Below are 17,113 nucleotides of genomic sequence, written 5' to 3' on the forward strand. Positions count from 1 at the left end.
GCGGCAAACGCCCGGCCTGACAAAAGCCAGACCGGGCGTTGCGTTTAGAGTCCGTACGCTGCGCGGGGCATTTGCATGCCCACACGCGGCGTGGCTCCGGAAGTGCGCGAGTTAGAGGCTGCGAGCAACCTGGACCTTCTCGTAGACTTCGATCTTGTCGCCAGGCTTGACGTCGTTGTAGCTCTTGACGCCGATACCGCATTCCATGCCGGCACGTACTTCGGAAGCGTCATCCTTGAAGCGGCGCAGGGATTCCAGCTCGCCTTCGAAGATAACGATGTCTTCACGCAGTACACGGATTGGACGGTTACGGTGCACAACACCTTCAATAACCATGCAACCGGCGATCGCGCCGAATTTCGGCGAGCGGAACACGTCACGCACCTCGGCAACACCCAGGATATTCTCCCGAACGTCGCTGCCAAGCATGCCGGTAAGGGCTTTCTTGACGTCTTCGATGATGTCGTAGATGACGTTGTAGTAACGCATGTCCAGGCCTTCCTGCTCGACGATCTTGCGAGCGCCAGCATCGGCACGCACGTTGAAGCCGAACAGTACAGCGTTGGAAGCCAGTGCCAGGTTGGCGTCGGATTCGGTGATACCACCGACACCGCCACCGACAACGCGCACTTGCACTTCGTCGTTACCCAGGCCGTTCAAGGCGCCGTTCAACGCTTCAAGGGAGCCGCGTACGTCAGATTTGAGAACGATGTTAAGCGTCTTCTTCTCTGCCTGGCCCATGTTCTCGAAGATGTTTTCCAGCTTGCCGGCGTGAGCACGAGCCAGTTTGACTTCGCGGAACTTGCCTTGACGGAACAGAGCCACTTCACGGGCTTTCTTCTCGTCGGCAACCACGCTCATCTCGTCGCCAGCGTCCGGGGTACCGTCCAGGCCGAGGATCTCGACAGGGATGGAAGGACCGGCTTCCTTGATTGGCTTGCCGTTCTCGTCGAGCATGGCACGCACGCGGCCATAGTTCGAACCGACCAGCACCATGTCGCCTTGGCGCAGGGTACCGTCTTGAACCAAGACGGTTGCAACCGGGCCGCGACCTTTGTCGAGACGCGATTCAACCACAACACCACGGCCTGGAGCCGATGGAGTTGCTTTCAGTTCGAGTACTTCAGCCTGCAGCAGGACTGCTTCGAGCAGTTCGTCCACGCCAGTACCGACTTTGGCCGAGACCGAAACGAACGGCGTATCACCGCCCCACTCTTCGGACGTCACGCCGTGAACCGACAGTTCGCTACGGATGCGATCGAGATCGGCGCCCGGCTTGTCGATCTTGTTCACTGCAACAACCAGTGGAACACCAGCGGCCTTGGCATGCTGGACAGCTTCAATGGTCTGCGGCATCACGCCGTCGTCCGCTGCAACGACCAGGATCACGATGTCAGTCGCCTTGGCACCACGGGCACGCATTGCGGTAAACGCGGCGTGACCTGGGGTGTCGAGGAAGGTGACCATGCCGCGCTCGGTTTCAACGTGGTACGCACCGATGTGCTGGGTGATACCACCGGCTTCGCCAGCAGCTACCTTGGCACGACGGATGTAGTCGAGCAGGGATGTCTTACCGTGGTCAACGTGGCCCATTACGGTCACAACTGGCGCACGGGAGAACGTCTCACCTTCAAACTTCAGGGACTCGGCCAGGGAATCTTCCAGGGCGGTGTCGCTGACCAGGGTCACTTTGTGGCCCAGTTCTTCGGCTACCAGCTGAGCAGTTTCCTGATCAAGCACCTGGTTGATGGTCGCTGGAGTACCCAGTTTGAACATGAACTTGATGATTTCAGCAGCCTTGACCGACATCTGATTGGCGAGATCGCCAACGGTGATGGTCTCGCCGATCTGCACATCACGCACGACAGGGCCGGTTGGGCTCTGGAAACCGTGGGCGTTGCGTTTTTTCAGCTTGGCCTTGCCGCGACCACCGCGACGGAAGCTATCGCTCTCTTCGTCGGTAGTACGTGGGGCAACGCGCGGAGCAGGCGCTTTCTCTTTGACCGAGGCACGATGTGGAGCGTTTTTACGCTCGCCATCGCCACCACCACCGCGACGATTGTTATCGTCGGCACGTGGTTTGTCCGGACGACGAGGTTCGTCGCGCTTGCGGGCGTCTGCTGCAGGAGCAGGTGCGGCAGCCACCGGAGCGGCCTCACGCACAGCTTCAACAGGCGCGGCAACCGCGTCAGTGTTAGCAGGTTGCGCAGCAGTAGGCTGGCGACGCGCTTCTTCTTCGGCGCGACGCTTGGCTTCTTCTTCAGCCTTCTGACGAGCAGCATTTTCTACTGCGCGACGCTCTTCAAGTTCGCGTTTGCGCTCGGCTTCGATTTCTTCCGGGCTGCGCTGTACGAAGACTTTCTTCTTGCGTACTTCAACGCTGATGCTCTTGCTACCCGCTACACGCAGGGTGCTGGTGGTTTTGCGCTGCAATGTAATCTTGCGCGGTTCTTCCACTTTCGCCTTGTGGCTGCTCTTCAAGTGAGTCAGCAAAGACTGCTTCTCACTATCGCTCACACCTTCATCGGCGGCGGTGTGCGGCAGACCTGCCTCACGCATCTGCTGCAACAGGCGCTCTACCGGTGTTTTGACCTCATCGGCCAGTTGTTTCACCGTGACTTGCGTCATGCACTTCTCTCCTCAGGCCGCGCCTAATTACTCGAACCAATGGGCTCGGGCGGCCATGATCAACTTGCCGGCACGATCTTCGTCAATGCCGTCGATGTCGAGCAGATCGTCAATAGACTGCTCGGCCAGGTCTTCGCGGGTAATTACGCCGCGCACCGCCAGTTCCATCGCCAAATCCTTGTCCATACCCTCAAGCGAGAGCAGGTCTTCGGCCGGATGGGCGTCTGCCAGCTTTTCCTCAGTAGCGATGGCTTTAGTCAACAAACGATCCTTGGCCCGAGCGCGAAGCTCGTTGACGGTGTCTTCGTCAAAGCCGTCGATGTTGAGCATTTCTTCCAACGGTACGTAGGCAATCTCTTCCAGGCTGGTGAAGCCTTCATCTACCAGCACCTGAGCCAGGTCTTCATCGACTTCCAACTCTTCGATAAAGTTGCGCAGGATGTCGCCGGTTTCAGCTTGCTGCTTAGCCTGGATGTCCGATTCGGTCATCACGTTCAGGGTCCAACCGGTCAGTTGGCTGGCCAGACGCACGTTCTGACCACCACGACCAATGGCCTGAGCCAGATTGTCTGCGCCAACGGCGATGTCCATTGCATGGGCATCTTCGTCAACGATAATTGCCGCCACTTCAGCTGGCGACATGGCGTTGATCACGAACTGCGCCGGGTTATCGTCCCACAGGACGATGTCCACACGCTCACCGCCCAACTCACCCGACACTGCCTGGACGCGCGAACCGCGCATACCAATGCAAGCGCCCTGCGGGTCGATACGTTTGTCCTTGGAGCGGACCGCGATCTTGGCGCGCGAACCCGGGTCGCGGGACGCAGCCATGACTTCGATCAGGCCTTCGGCAATTTCCGGCACTTCGATACGGAACAGCTCGATCAGCATTTCCGGCGCGGTACGCGACAGGATCAACTGAGGGCCGCGGTTCTCGGTGCGGATTTCCTTGAGCAGCGCACGCAGGCGCACGCCGACACGGAAGGTTTCGCGAGAGATGATGTCTTCACGGGCCAGCAACGCTTCAGCATTGTTGCCCAGGTCGACGATCACGTTGTCGCGGGTGACTTTTTTCACGGTGCCGGAGATGATTTCACCCAGGCGCTCGCGATAGGCGTCGACGACTTGAGCACGCTCGGCTTCGCGAACCTTCTGCACGATGACCTGCTTGGCGGTCTGTGCAGCGATACGGCCGAACTCGATCGATTCGATCTTCTCTTCGACGACATCACCGACGTTGGCGCCAGGGTGCGTTTGCGCAACCTTGCTCGGCCAGGTTTCAATCGCCGGATCATCAAGATCGGCTTCTTCGACGACCGTCCAGCGACGGAAAGTCTCATAGGCACCGGTGTGGCGGTTGATTTCCACACGCAGATCAACTTCATCTTCAAAACGCTTTTTGGTAGCAGTGGCCAGGGCCAACTCCAGCGCTTCAAAAATCACGTTTGCCGGTACGCCCTTTTCATTGGATACCGACTCAACAACCAGCAGTACTTCTTTGCTCATCGTACGCCTCGCCTTTCGCAAGCCATTGGATCCGCGGGATCCGCGTCTCAGCCAAAACTGGGAATAATGTTGGCCTTGTCGATCATATCGATCGGCAACAGGAACTCATGGTCTTCTACCTGCACCACGACATCCTGCTCTTCTACACCGCGCAGAAGGCCCTGAAAGTTGCGTCGCCCTTCGAAGGGGGAGCGCAGCTTGATCTTCACTTGTTCACCGGCAAATTTTGCAAACTGCTCAATAGTGAACAGTGGGCGTTCCATGCCTGGCGAGGAAACTTCAAGGGTGTATTCAACGGCGATTGGATCTTCAACATCCAGGACACCGCTGATCTGACGGCTGACAATGGCACAATCGTCCACCAGCACGCCGCCCTCTTTATCGATATAAACGCGCAACATTGAGTGGCGACCTTGAGCCGAAAACTCAATACCCCAGCATTCATAGCCTAGGGCCACGACCACCGGGGCCAGCAAGGCCTGCAACTCTTCTAGCTTGCTCGACACCTGAACCCCCTCGTGCATGTATGTGCATGCTGTGCAAAATAAAAAAATGGGCGAAACGCCCATCCTTGAAACGCCGTCGAACAGCGGCGTTGAAAGTGTCCAGCTAACAAAAAGCCCCTTAAAAGGGGCTCCGCTAAAACTGGTTGCGGGGGCCGGATTTGAACCGACGACCTTCGGGTTATGAGCCCGACGAGCTACCAGACTGCTCCACCCCGCGACAAAGCTGGGGCGGAAGTATACGACCGATCCCTTACAGGGTCAATGTAACCTTCCACCTACAAGAAAGCCCGCAACAGCGGGCTCTCCTGATAATTGGTACCGAGAAGGGGACTCGAACCCCTACACCCTATGGGCACAACCACCTCAAGGTTGCGTGTCTACCAATTCCACCACCTCGGCAATACAGCGTTTACAACCTTCTTACTTCTGCTCTTGAGCTGGAGGCACGTCAGTCGCTGGAGTAGCCGACTTTTGCTCTTGAAGCACCGGGACATCATCAGAAGCCGGTTTTGCTTTTGGTACTTCCAACACTGCTGGGTTTGGCAAACCTACTTGAGTCAGCACATGAGCTTTCTCTTTAGCAAAGTAACCTAACCCTAAGCTGGTTATGAAGAAACCGGCGGCAAGTATAGCAGTAAACTTACTAAGAAAGGTAGAGGAACCTTGGCTTCCGAATACAGTATTTGAAGCACCTGCACCGAAAGACGCACCAGCATCCGCACCTTTGCCCTGTTGCAACAAAACCAGGGCAACTACGCCCAGGGCAGCCAACAGATGAAAAACGACTACGACTGTTTCCAGCATTTTTTCAGTTTCCCGCGGCGCGACAGATCGCACCGAACTCATCTGCATTCAGGGAAGCTCCACCAATGAGCCCCCCATCGATATCCGGCATGCCGAACAGTTCGACCGCATTGGCCGCCTTCACGCTGCCGCCGTATAGAAGACGCACACCTTGTGCGACTTCAGAATTCTCTGCCGCCAACTGCGCGCGGATGGCTGCGTGCACATCCTGCGCCTGTTGCGGTGTAGCAGTCAGCCCGGTGCCAATGGCCCAGACCGGCTCGTAAGCAATGACCGCTTTTGCAAACGCACCGACACCCAGCTCTTCGATGATGCTGCCCAGCTGACGCGAGACAACTTCAAGTGTCTTGCCCGACTCACGCTGCTCAAGGGTTTCCCCAATGCACAACACTGGAATCAAGCCACAAGCCTGTGCCGCTGCGAACTTGCGATTGAGGGTCCCATCACGCTCGCCCATCATCTGACGACGCTCGGAGTGCCCGACAAGCACATAGGAACAACCCGCATCAACCAGCTGACTCGGCGAAATCTCGCCGGTCAACGCACCTTGCATGGGCTCCACCGCAGAATTCTGCGCGCCGACCTGAATCGACTTACCCTTCAAGCCATCAACCACTTGGTTGATATGCAAGCAAGGCGGGAACACCGCGACATCAACACCGCCAGGCAAGGCCAAGTGACGAAGGCCATTGATCAGCTCAGCGACACTGGCGCGGGTACCGTGCATCTTCCAGTTACCAGCTACCATAGTGCGACGCATGCTGTACCCCGTCGGTCAAAGTGGGCGCAGATGTTACCCAACCACATCACCACTGGCAAGCCGAATTCAGGCGCAAACTTCAGTTACCAGTTTTGCCAGGTCTTCGGCATGGCCGCGAACCTGTGTTTCGTCCTCGCCCTCGACCATCACCCGCACCAGAGGCTCTGTGCCGGACTTGCGCAATAACACACGCCCACGCCCAGCCATCGCCTGGGTCACGCGCTCGCACGCTTCCTTGACAGAAGGGTGCTCGATCGGGTTTTCGCCACCGGCGAAACGCACGTTGAGCAGTACCTGCGGACACTTGCGCAGTGCTTGCCGCGCCTGGGCCAGGCTTTCCTGACGGCGACGCAAGGCCAGAAGCACCTGCAGCGCAGCGATAATAGCGTCGCCCGTCGTGGTGTGCTGGAAGCACACCACGTGCCCCGAATTCTCGCCGCCCACCAGCCAGTTGCGCTCCAGCAGCTCGGCGATCACATAACGATCACCGACATTGGCCCGAATGAACGGAATGCCCAGCTCCGCCAATGCCAACTCAAGCCCGAGATTACTCATCAGGGTGCCAACGACACCGCCCTGCAGCTTGTTCCGCTCATGCAAGTCTCGGGCAATGATGAACAGCAGATCATCGCCATCCACGATCATGCCGGTGTGATCCACCATCAGCACGCGGTCGCCATCGCCATCGAATGCAATGCCCAGGTCCGCGTGCTCAGCCAGAACGGCCGCCTGCAACTGCTCCATGTGCGTGGAGCCGCAGTTGTCGTTGATGTTCAACCCGTTAGGCTGGGCCGACAGCACGGTGACCTGCGCACCGAGTTCCTTGAATACGCTCGGCGCCACTTTGTAGGTCGCGCCATGGGCGCAATCGACGACAATCTTAAGCCCGGCAAAACTGGTGCTGCTCGGAACGCTGCTCTTACAGAACTCGATGTAGCGGCCGGAGGCATCATTGATGCGAGACACTTTGCCCAGCTTGCTGGACTCCACCACCGTCATCGGAGCATCCAGCAGCTCTTCGATCATCAGCTCGATCTCGTCCGGCAGTTTAGTGCCCTGCCCCGAGAAAAACTTGATGCCATTGTCATCATGGGGGTTGTGCGAAGCACTGATCACGATACCGGCTTCAGCGTGAAAGGTACGCGTCAGGTAGGCGATCGCCGGCGTCGGCATAGGGCCCAGCAGCATTACATCGGCGCCGGCAGCGGACAACCCGGCCTCCAGCGCGGATTCAAACATGTAGCCCGAAATACGCGTGTCCTTGCCAACCAGGATGCGGCACGCGCCCATGCTGCGAAACGCCATACCTGCCGCCCAACCCAGCTTGAGCATGAAATCCGGCGTAATCGGGTATTCACCGACCCGACCACGGATACCGTCGGTGCCAAAATATTTTTTAGTCATGAGTGCTCCATCATTCTTATTCGGCTGATTCTACAGCGGCAATCATGCGCACCACGTCCACCGTCTCGGCAACGTCATGCACACGCAAAATACGAGCGCCCTTGGTCACGGCAAGCGCAGCCAGCGCGAGACCGCCAAACAAGCGCTCACCCACCGGGCGATTCAAGGCCTGCCCTATCATGCTCTTGCGCGAAACGCCGACCAACAGGGGCCGACCGAGGGCATGCAGGGCTTCCATATGTTTGAACAGGCTTAAATTATGTTGCAGGGTCTTGGCGAAGCCAAACCCCGGATCAAGGATGATCTTTTCAGGACCAATGCCCACGCGGGCACATTGAGCGACCCTGTCGGCAAGAAAACCACTGACTTCGCCCACCAGATCCTCGTAGTGCGGATTATCCTGCATATTGCCGGGCTCGCCCAGCATATGCATCAGACACACAGGCAGTCCAGTCGCCGCAGCGGCGTCGAGAGCACCGTCACGCCGCAACGCACGCACATCATTGATGAGCCCCGCCCCCAGGCGCGCAGTCTCACGCATCACTGCCGGCGTTGACGTATCCACGGAGATGATCACATCCAGCTCACGGGCGATGCGCTCGACAATCGGCGCCACCCGTTCCAGTTCCTCCACAGGAGAAACAGCGCGAGCCCCAGGCCGAGTCGACTCGCCGCCGACATCGATCAACGTTGCACCGGCAGCCACCATCGCCTCGGCATGACGCAGCGCGGCATCCTGCTGGCTGAAGCGGCCACCATCGGAAAACGAGTCTGGAGTGACGTTAAGAATGCCCATGACATGTGTATGGGCCAAATCAAGAACCCGGTTGCCGCAAGGCAACCGGGTGGAGGACGACGCGAAAATCATTTCAAACCTTAGTGGTCAGCTGCAGGGCCGCCGATCGGGGCTTCAGGACGCTCATTCTGCACCACTGGCGGAGTGCCCGAGGTACCCGAACCACCTTCCCAATCGCGCGGCTCCCGAGGTGTACGACCGGCCATGATGTCGTCGATCTGATCGGCATCAATGGTCTCGTACTTCATCAGCGCATCTGCCATCGCGTCCAGCTTGTCGCGATTGTCGGTGAGGATCTGCCTGGCCGTGCCGTAGCACTGGTCAATGATGCTGCGCACCTCGGAGTCGATCAGCTTGGCTGTCTCACCCGAGAAACTGGCGCTTTGACCGCCACCGCCACGTCCCAGGAATACCTCGCCTTCTTCCTCGGCATACATCAATGGACCGAGTTTTTCCGACAAGCCCCACTTGGTCACCATGTTCCGTGCGATCTGGCTGGCACGCATGATGTCGTTGGAAGCGCCGGTAGTCACCCCGTCGAAGCCCAGGGTCATTTCTTCCGCAATTCGACCGCCGTACAGCGAGCAGATCTGGCTGATCAGGGCGCGCTTGGAGAGGCTGTAGCGATCCTCTTCCGGCAGGAACATCGTCACACCCAACGCACGACCGCGTGGAATGATCGACACCTTGTAGACCGGGTCATGCTCAGGCACAACGCGGCCAACAATGGCGTGACCTGCCTCGTGATAGGCGGTGTTCTGTTTTTCTTTCTCGGACATGACCATGGATTTGCGCTCAGCGCCCATCATGATCTTGTCCTTGGCCAACTCGAACTCTTTCATTTCAACGATGCGCTTGCCGGTGCGGGCCGCGAACAACGAAGCCTCGTTCACCAGGTTGGCAAGGTCGGCACCGGAGAAGCCTGGCGTACCACGGGCAATCACGCCCGGAGCCACGTCGTCGCCCATCGGCACTTTGCGCATGTGGACTTTAAGGATCTGCTCGCGACCACGGATATCCGGCAAGCCCACGACCACCTGACGGTCGAAACGGCCTGGACGCAGCAGCGCAGGGTCCAATACGTCCGGACGGTTGGTTGCGGCGATGACGATAATGCCGTCATTCATCTCGAAACCATCCATCTCCACCAGCAACTGGTTGAGGGTCTGCTCACGTTCGTCATGACCGCCGCCCATGCCGGCGCCACGGTGGCGACCAACAGCGTCGATTTCGTCAATGAAGATGATGCATGGCGCGTGCTTCTTGGCCTGTTCGAACATATCGCGAACACGGCTGGCACCGACGCCGACGAACATCTCGACAAAGTCAGAACCGGAAATGGTGAAGAACGGCACCTTGGCTTCGCCGGCAATCGCCTTGGCCAGCAAGGTTTTACCGGTACCCGGCGGGCCGACCATCAGCACGCCGCGAGGAATACGCCCGCCCAGGCGCTGGAACTTGCCCGGATCGCGCAGGAACTCGACCAGTTCACCCACTTCTTCCTTGGCTTCGTCGCAACCGGCGACATCCGCCAGGGTCGTTTTCACCTGGTCCTCCGAGAGCAGCCGTGCCTTGCTCTTGCCGAAGCTCATCGGCCCGCCCTTGCCTCCCGCACCACCTTGCATCTGGCGCATGAAGAACATGAACACGGCGATAATCACCAGGATCGGGAAGCTGGCTACCAGGAGCTGGGTCCAGATGCTCTGCTGCTCAGGCTGCTTGCCTTCCACGACGACCTTGTTGTCTACCAGGTCGCCGATCAGACCGTTGTCCTGAATGGCCGGACGAATGGTCTTGAAGCTGTCGCCATCGACACGCTTGCCGGTAATCACATAGCCATCAACCGCTACGCGCTCGACCTTGCCATCCTTAACTTGCTGGATGAAGTCGGAATAGTTGAGGGTCTGCGGCTCGTTAGGGCTGGAGAAGTTGTTCATCACTGTCACCAGGACAGCCGCGATGATCAACCACAGGATCAGATTCTTTGCCATATCGTTCAATTAACTACCCTCTGAAGCAAGCTCCGCTACTGGCGCGCGCTTCGCATGATATTCACCGGCCTAACTTACTACATTACCTACACCACTGGCAGGCGCCGTCTGTAACCCTTTGTGAAACTTTAACTACACAATATTCGTAAAGCTTCGTGACGAAAGCGACATAAAAAAACCTATCGCCCTCCTCGAATTCCTCAAAAACGCTCTTCGCTCGCCGCGCCTTCCACACCGCGAAAGCCGCGGCAGAGCAGGTATTGCTCACGGGACCTGTCCCGGGAAGAGTCAGGTTTACGCGTTTGAACCTTGTCAAACAGCTTGCGGATGTTCTTGTGGTACTCGTCAAACCCTTCACCCTGGAAGACCTTGACCAGAAAATCACCACCCGGACGCAACACCCGTCCAGCCAGATCCAGTGCCAATTCGCACAGGAACATGGCGCGCGGCATATCAACAGCCGGTAATCCACTCATATTGGGGGCCATGTCGGAAATCACAAGGTCTACCTGCGAATTTCCGACGGCCTCGAGGATCTGCGCGAGCACGGCGTCCTGAGTGAAGTCCCCATGAACAAAGGTCACATCGGGGATGCTGTCCATTTCCAGGATATCGGAAGCGATCAAGCGGCCCTGCCCACCAATCAGACGACTGGTCACCTGGGACCAGCCACCGGGAGCAGCACCCAGGTCGATAACGCTCATGCCAGGCCGGATCAGTTTGTCCTTGTCCTGGATCTCCAGCAGCTTGTAACTGGCCCGGGAACGGTAGCCGTCCTTCTGCGCCTTTTTGACGTAAGGATCGTTGAAATGTTCTTGTAGCCACTTAAGGCTGGTTTTGGAACGGGCCACGGGCCACCTCGAAAATAAAACGGGTCGTGATTAACTGGGCGGTCCCGGACTCGCTCGGGTAAACTGGCCGCCGCTTTTTACAAGATCAGACGCAGGGGTCAGATTATGCCGCTCACTCAAGAGCAGAAGAAACAGTACAAATCCATTGGCCACCATTTGAAACCAGTTCTGATTGTGGCAGACAACGGTTTGACTGAAGGTGTGTTAGCCGAGTTCGAACGCGCACTCAATGATCATGAACTGATCAAGATCAAGGTCAACATCCTTGATCGCGAAGCGCGCCTGGCCGCCATTGCAGAACTGTGCAAGGTTGGCAAAGCGGACCTGGTTCAGGTTATCGGCAAGATGGCGCTGCTGCATCGCAAGAACTTCAACGTTAACAAGCAATTGTCGAACGTTCATCGCTTCAAATGATGACAAGGGTCAAGGGCGTGCTTCGCGCGCCCCGCCACTCCATCCCGGCGCAGGCTGTATCGCCAGCACCAAGCCAGAAAACCCTAGCACAAGATAGCTGAACAACTGCCAGCGCAACGCTTGCGGCAGCCACACATGCACAATGCAATACATTGCGCACGCATACAGCGCCATCAACAGCAGTTGGCCGCGAATATCCCGCCACAAACTCCCCAAGCCTTCAGCCTTGACCAGCACCAACGCCTGGAGCGTCACGCATGCTGCGGCAAAACTCACCAGCAACGTAGTCAGCAAGCCGTCGATCTCATCGATCAGCAAGGGTGCCAGGCCTATTAAACCCAGCGCCGGCAACACGCCAATATGCAACAACCATAGGCCACCCACCCAAAGCATCTGGGAAAGTTGCCACAGCATGGCGCCCGCACGAAGCGGGCGCCGTCCTTCAGATGTGACGAACTTCGACAATCTCGTACTCGATCACGCCGCTCGGCGTTTTTACGGCAACCACGTCGCCTTCTTCCTTGGCGATCAGGGCGCGGGCCAGCGGCGAACCAACAGAGATCTTGCCGAGTTTGAAGTCAGCCTCGTCTTCGCCCACGATTTGGTAGACAACACGCTCATCCGTCTCGACGTTGGCGATTTCCACCGTGGTGCCGAAAATCACCTTGCCGGTATGCGGGATGGTCGTGACGTCGATGATCACCGCATTCTGCATACGGCCTTCGATGTCACGGATCCGCGCCTCGACCATACCCTGCTGCTCGCGAGCAGCGTGATATTCGGCGTTTTCCTTCAAGTCACCCAGTTCGCGGGCCGTACCGATGTCCTGGCTCAGCTTTGGACGTACGACCTTGGTCAGATGGGCGTGCTCCTCTTCCAGGGCCTTGGCGCCCTGGACGGTCATTGGATATTTGATCATGCCTTCAATCCTGCGTGTAGATCCTGCAAGCGACGCACGGTCTTTTCCGGACCGAACTTGAGCGCTTCGCAGATGGCTTCGCCTGCAGCAATGGTGGTGGTGCAGTAGATCTTGTGCTGCAAGGCATTACGGCGAATGGAGTAGGAGTCGGCGATCGACTGGCGACCTTCGGTGGTGTTGATGATCAGCGTGACTTCGTCATTCTTGATCATGTCGACCACGTGCGGACGGCCTTCGGTCACCTTGTTCACGCGGCGCACTTTCAGGCCGGCAGCCTCGATCAGCTTGGCGGTCCCGGCGGTAGCCACGACTTCAAAGCCCAAGTTGATCAGATCACGGGCTACACCCGCAACCAGTGGCTTGTCGTCATCACGCACGCTGATGAACGCAGTACCGCCGGTCGGCAGCACTTCGCTGGCGCCCATCTGAGCCTTGGCGAACGCTTCGCCGAAGGTGTCACCCACGCCCATCACTTCACCGGTGGACTTCATCTCCGGGCCGAGGATCGGGTCCACGCCAGGGAACTTGGCGAATGGGAACACCGCCTCTTTCACGCTGTAGAAGTTCGGAATGATTTCCTTGGTGAAGCCGATTTCCTTCAATGTCTTACCGGCCATTACGCGGGCAGCGATCATAGCCAGGGAAACACCGATACACTTGGAAACGAACGGCACGGTACGCGAAGCGCGCGGGTTGACTTCAATGACGTAGATGTCTTCGCCTTGCAGCGCCAACTGTACGTTCATCAGGCCGACCACACCCAGTTCCAGGGCCATTTTCTTGACCTGTTCGCGCATCTCGTCCTGGATATGCGCAGGCAACGAGTACGGCGGCAGCGAGCAGGCGGAGTCACCGGAGTGAACGCCAGCCTGTTCAATGTGCTGCATGATCGCGCCGATCACTACGTCAGTACCGTCACAAACCGCATCTACGTCCATTTCGATGGCGCAGTTGAGGAAGTGGTCGAGCAGCACAGGGCTGTCATTGGACACTTTCACCGCGTCACGCAGGTAGCGCTTGAGTTCGTCTTCTTCGTAGACGATCTCCATCGCACGGCCGCCCAGTACGTAGGACGGACGCACCACCAGCGGGTAGCCGATCTTGCTGGCTGCGCGGATGGCTTCGTCTTCGCTGCGCACGGTGGCGTTCGGCGGCTGGCGCAGGTTCAGGCGCTCGACCATTTGCTGGAAGCGCTCGCGGTCTTCAGCTCGGTCGATGGCGTCCGGGCTGGTACCGATGATCGGCACGCCAGCCGCTTCCAGGGCACGCGCCAGTTTCAACGGGGTTTGCCCGCCGTACTGGACGATCACGCCTTTTGGCTTCTCGACGCGGCAGATTTCCAATACGTCTTCCAGCGTTACCGGCTCGAAATACAGGCGGTCGGAAGTGTCGTAGTCAGTGGAAACCGTTTCCGGGTTGCAGTTGACCATGATGGTCTCGTACCCGTCTTCGCGCAGTGCAAGGGCGGCGTGTACGCAGCAGTAGTCGAACTCGATGCCCTGGCCGATACGGTTCGGACCACCACCGAGGATGATGATCTTGTCGCGGTCCGACGGCGCGGCTTCGCACTCTTCCTCATAGGTGGAGTACATGTACGCCGTGTCGGTGGCGAACTCGGCTGCGCAGGTGTCAACGCGCTTGTAGACCGGGAAGATATCCAGCTTGTGGCGATGGGTACGCAGGTTCTTCTCGGTCACACCCAGCAGCTTGGCCAGGCGTTGGTCGGAGAAGCCTTTGCGCTTGAGGCGGAACATCAGGTCGCGGTCGATCGACGAAAGACCGAGGGTCTTGACCTTCTCTTCTTCCTTGATCAGGTCTTCGATCTGCACCAGGAACCACGGGTCGATCATGTTCATGCCGAAGATATCTTCGACGCTCAGGCCGGCGCGGAAAGCGTCAGCCACGTACCAGATACGCTCGGCGCCCGGCACGGTCAGCTCGCGCTTGAGGATGCTCATGCTTTCCGGGTTGCTCAGGTCGAGCTTTTCGTCCAGGCCGCAAACACCGACTTCCAGGCCGCGCAGGGCTTTCTGCAGGGATTCCTGGAACGTGCGGCCGATTGCCATGACTTCACCGACAGACTTCATCTGGGTGGTCAGGCGCGCATCAGCCTTGGGGAATTTTTCGAAGGCAAAGCGCGGCAGCTTGGTCACAACGTAGTCGATAGACGGCTCGAAAGAGGCCGGCATGGCGCCGCCGGTGATTTCGTTTTGCAGCTCGTCCAGGGTGTAACCGATCGCCAGCTTGGCAGCGATACGCGCAATCGGGAAACCGGTGGCTTTTGAGGCCAGCGCCGACGAGCGTGATACACGCGGGTTCATCTCGATCACGACCATGCGGCCTGTGTCCGGGCAGATGCCGAACTGAACGTTGGAACCACCGGTTTCAACGCCGATCTCACGCAATACCGCCAACGAGGCGTTACGCATGATCTGGTATTCCTTGTCCGTCAGGGTCTGCGCTGGAGCCACGGTGATCGAGTCACCGGTATGCACGCCCATCGGGTCGAAGTTTTCGATGGAGCAGACGATGATGCAGTTGTCCTTCTTATCGCGGACAACCTCCATCTCGTATTCTTTCCAGCCGATCAGGGATTCGTCGATCAGCAGCTCTTTGGTCGGCGACAGGTCCAGGCCACGGGCGCAGATTTCTTCGAACTCTTCACGGTTGTAGGCAATGCCGCCACCGGTGCCGCCCATGGTGAAGGACGGACGGATAATGCACGGAAAGCCGAGCTTTTCGAGAACAGCGTTGGCCTCTTCCATGCTGTGGGCGATACCGGAGCGCGGGCAATCAAGGCCGATGGACTTCATCGCCTTGTCGAAACGCGAACGGTCTTCAGCCTTGTCGATGGTGTCGGCGTTGGCACCGATCATCTCTACGCCGAACTTTTCCAGGACGCCTTCGCGCTCCAGGTCCAGGGCGCAGTTCAGCGCGGTCTGGCCGCCCATGGTCGGCAACAGCGCGTCCGGACGCTCTTTCTCGATGATCTTGGCAACGGTCTGCCATTTGATCGGTTCGATGTAGGTGGCGTCGGCCATGGCCGGGTCGGTCATGATGGTGGCCGGGTTGGAGTTCACCAGGATGACGCGGTAGCCCTCCTCGCGCAGGGCTTTACAGGCCTGGGCGCCGGAGTAGTCGAATTCGCAGGCCTGGCCGATCACGATCGGGCCAGCGCCGAGAATCAGGATGCTTTTTATGTCTGTACGTTTTGGCATGGGTTTGTCACTCAAATCCGCAGGTCAGTCGGCAAGCCGTCTTGAACAATCCTTGAAGAGCCTGCGGGGGCCACCGAAATCAGGGGCCGCCCGCACGCCGCTCAGTCAGCGTCGCTTGGCCATCTCATTGATGAAACGGTCGAACAGCGGCGCTACGTCGTTCGGGCCCGGGCTGGCTTCAGGGTGGCCCTGGAAGCTGAACGCGCTCTTGTCGGTGCGCTCGATGCCTTGCAGGGAGCCGTCGAACAGCGACTTGTGAATGGCGCGCACGTTAGCCGGCAAGGTCGCTTCATCCACCGCAAAACCGTGGTTCTGGCTGGTGATCATTACAACGCCAGTATCCAGGTCTTGCACCGGGTGGTTGGCGCCGTGGTGGCCGTGCCCCATTTTCAGGGTCTTGGCGCCGGAAGCCAGGGCCAGCAACTGGTGGCCCAGGCAGATGCCGAATACCGGGATCTCGGTTTCCAGCACTTCCTTGATCGCCTGGATGGCGTAGTCGCATGGCTCGGGGTCGCCTGGGCCGTTGGACAGGAACACACCGTCCGGCTGCAGGGCAAGCACGTCGCTGGCCGGGGTTTGTGCAGGCACCACCGTTACGCGGCAGCCCCGCGCAACCAGCATGCGCAGGATGTTGTATTTGACGCCGTAGTCGTAGGCAACCACATGGTATGGCAGCTCGGCCGCGTCGATGGTCGCGTGACTGTCGGTCTTCAGGTCCCAGACAGTGGAGCGCCATTCGTACTGCTCTTTGACGCTGACGACTTTCGCCAAGTCCATGCCCTTCAGGCCAGGGAACCCTTGCGCCGCGGCAATCGCCGCCTCTTCGGAGATATTGTCACCGACCATGATGCAGCCATTCTGCGAGCCTTTTTCACGCAGGATGCGCGTGAGGCGGCGCGTATCGATACCGGCGATCGCCACCACGTTGTTGGCTTTCAGGTAATCGGACAGCGACATCGTGTTACGCCAGTTGCTCGCCACCAGAGGCAGGTCACGAATCACCAGACCTGCCGACCAGACACGATCAGACTCGACGTCTTCCGGTGTAGTACCGGTGTTGCCGATGTGCGGATAGGTCAGGGTGACGATCTGTTGGGCGTAGGAAGGATCGGTAAGGATTTCCTGATAGCCGGTCATGGCAGTGTTAAACACCACCTCTCCAACGGTTTGACCGTCGGCTCCAATGGCTTCGCCGCGAAAAATGCTGCCATCAGCAAGGGCGAGTATGGCTGGCTTAGTCAAGAAGACCTCCCGTAAATAAAGCCTGAAAGGGCGATCGCAGGTTGTAAAAAAGCGGAGTGACGTATGGACAC

At 58.4% G+C, this 17,113-nt stretch carries 14 protein-coding genes and 2 tRNA genes; 1 reads left to right on the forward strand and 15 read right to left on the reverse strand.

Features of this window, described 5'->3' with window-relative positions:
- Window positions 1–111: 111 nt before the first annotated feature.
- The 11 genes from infB to rlmE all read right to left on the reverse strand — a co-directional run bounded on the left by infB (window position 112) and on the right by rlmE (window position 11,249).
- On the reverse strand, window positions 112–2,628 hold the full coding sequence (gene infB, locus C4J91_RS23270; RefSeq protein WP_124364436.1) for a translation initiation factor IF-2: 2,517 nt from the start codon (window positions 2,626–2,628) through the stop codon (window positions 112–114).
- 27 nt (window positions 2,629–2,655) lie between these two features.
- Entirely contained in the window at window positions 2,656–4,137 is a 1,482-nt protein-coding gene (nusA, locus tag C4J91_RS23275; RefSeq protein ID WP_057725019.1) for a transcription termination factor NusA, read from the reverse strand.
- A 47-nt stretch (window positions 4,138–4,184) separates the two neighbouring features.
- Window positions 4,185–4,643 (reverse strand): ribosome maturation factor RimP, encoded by a 459-nt coding sequence (rimP, locus tag C4J91_RS23280; protein ID WP_164484568.1) that lies wholly within the window; start codon window positions 4,641–4,643, stop codon window positions 4,185–4,187.
- Between the two features lie 140 nt (window positions 4,644–4,783).
- A tRNA-Met gene (locus C4J91_RS23285) sits at window positions 4,784–4,860 on the reverse strand.
- 96 nt (window positions 4,861–4,956) lie between these two features.
- Window positions 4,957–5,042: transfer RNA gene (locus C4J91_RS23290), tRNA-Leu, on the reverse strand.
- A gap of 21 nt (window positions 5,043–5,063) precedes the next feature.
- Window positions 5,064–5,447 carry a preprotein translocase subunit SecG gene (gene secG / locus C4J91_RS23295; protein ID WP_010206600.1) on the reverse strand — a complete coding sequence of 128 codons (384 nt, stop codon included), beginning with the start codon at window positions 5,445–5,447 and terminating at the stop codon, window positions 5,064–5,066.
- Window positions 5,448–5,451: 4 nt separating this feature from the next.
- Window positions 5,452–6,207: a triose-phosphate isomerase gene (gene tpiA / locus C4J91_RS23300; RefSeq protein WP_043051841.1), complete on the reverse strand. Its 756-nt coding sequence runs from the start codon at window positions 6,205–6,207 to the stop codon at window positions 5,452–5,454.
- A 66-nt stretch (window positions 6,208–6,273) separates the two neighbouring features.
- Window positions 6,274–7,611 carry a phosphoglucosamine mutase gene (gene glmM, locus C4J91_RS23305; protein ID WP_124364438.1) on the reverse strand — a complete coding sequence of 446 codons (1,338 nt, stop codon included), beginning with the start codon at window positions 7,609–7,611 and terminating at the stop codon, window positions 6,274–6,276.
- A 16-nt stretch (window positions 7,612–7,627) separates the two neighbouring features.
- Window positions 7,628–8,479: a dihydropteroate synthase gene (gene folP / locus C4J91_RS23310; protein WP_124364439.1), complete on the reverse strand. Its 852-nt coding sequence runs from the start codon at window positions 8,477–8,479 to the stop codon at window positions 7,628–7,630.
- Window positions 8,480–8,487: 8 nt separating this feature from the next.
- The gene (gene ftsH, locus C4J91_RS23315) at window positions 8,488–10,398 is read right to left on the reverse strand and encodes an ATP-dependent zinc metalloprotease FtsH (RefSeq protein ID WP_124364440.1); all 1,911 of its coding nucleotides are present in this window, start codon (window positions 10,396–10,398) and stop codon (window positions 8,488–8,490) included.
- 200 nt (window positions 10,399–10,598) lie between these two features.
- On the reverse strand, window positions 10,599–11,249 hold the full coding sequence (gene rlmE, locus C4J91_RS23320; RefSeq protein ID WP_032862906.1) for a 23S rRNA (uridine(2552)-2'-O)-methyltransferase RlmE: 651 nt from the start codon (window positions 11,247–11,249) through the stop codon (window positions 10,599–10,601).
- A 105-nt stretch (window positions 11,250–11,354) separates the two neighbouring features.
- Here rlmE and C4J91_RS23325 point away from each other — a divergent pair, with 105 nt between their 5' ends.
- Window positions 11,355–11,663 carry a YhbY family RNA-binding protein gene (locus C4J91_RS23325; RefSeq protein ID WP_124364441.1) on the forward strand — a complete coding sequence of 103 codons (309 nt, stop codon included), beginning with the start codon at window positions 11,355–11,357 and terminating at the stop codon, window positions 11,661–11,663.
- A gap of 9 nt (window positions 11,664–11,672) precedes the next feature.
- Here the strand turns inward: C4J91_RS23325 and C4J91_RS23330 are convergent, their stop codons facing one another.
- From C4J91_RS23330 to carA, 4 genes are all read right to left on the reverse strand, one after another.
- Window positions 11,673–12,077: an MFS transporter gene (locus tag C4J91_RS23330; protein ID WP_124364442.1), complete on the reverse strand. Its 405-nt coding sequence runs from the start codon at window positions 12,075–12,077 to the stop codon at window positions 11,673–11,675.
- Between the two features lie 28 nt (window positions 12,078–12,105).
- On the reverse strand, window positions 12,106–12,582 hold the full coding sequence (greA, locus tag C4J91_RS23335; protein WP_124364443.1) for a transcription elongation factor GreA: 477 nt from the start codon (window positions 12,580–12,582) through the stop codon (window positions 12,106–12,108).
- Window positions 12,579–15,800 (reverse strand): carbamoyl-phosphate synthase large subunit, encoded by a 3,222-nt coding sequence (gene carB, locus C4J91_RS23340; RefSeq protein WP_124364444.1) that lies wholly within the window; start codon window positions 15,798–15,800, stop codon window positions 12,579–12,581. Before carB ends, greA begins: the two co-directional genes overlap by 4 nt.
- Before the next feature lie 105 nt (window positions 15,801–15,905).
- Complete coding sequence (gene carA, locus C4J91_RS23345) at window positions 15,906–17,042, reverse strand: glutamine-hydrolyzing carbamoyl-phosphate synthase small subunit (RefSeq protein WP_124364445.1); 1,137 nt, start codon at window positions 17,040–17,042, stop codon at window positions 15,906–15,908.
- Window positions 17,043–17,113: the final 71 nt, after the last annotated feature.

It is taken from the genome of Pseudomonas sp. R3-52-08, from assembly GCF_003851745.1.
Classification (GTDB): Bacteria; Pseudomonadota; Gammaproteobacteria; order Pseudomonadales; family Pseudomonadaceae; genus Aquipseudomonas.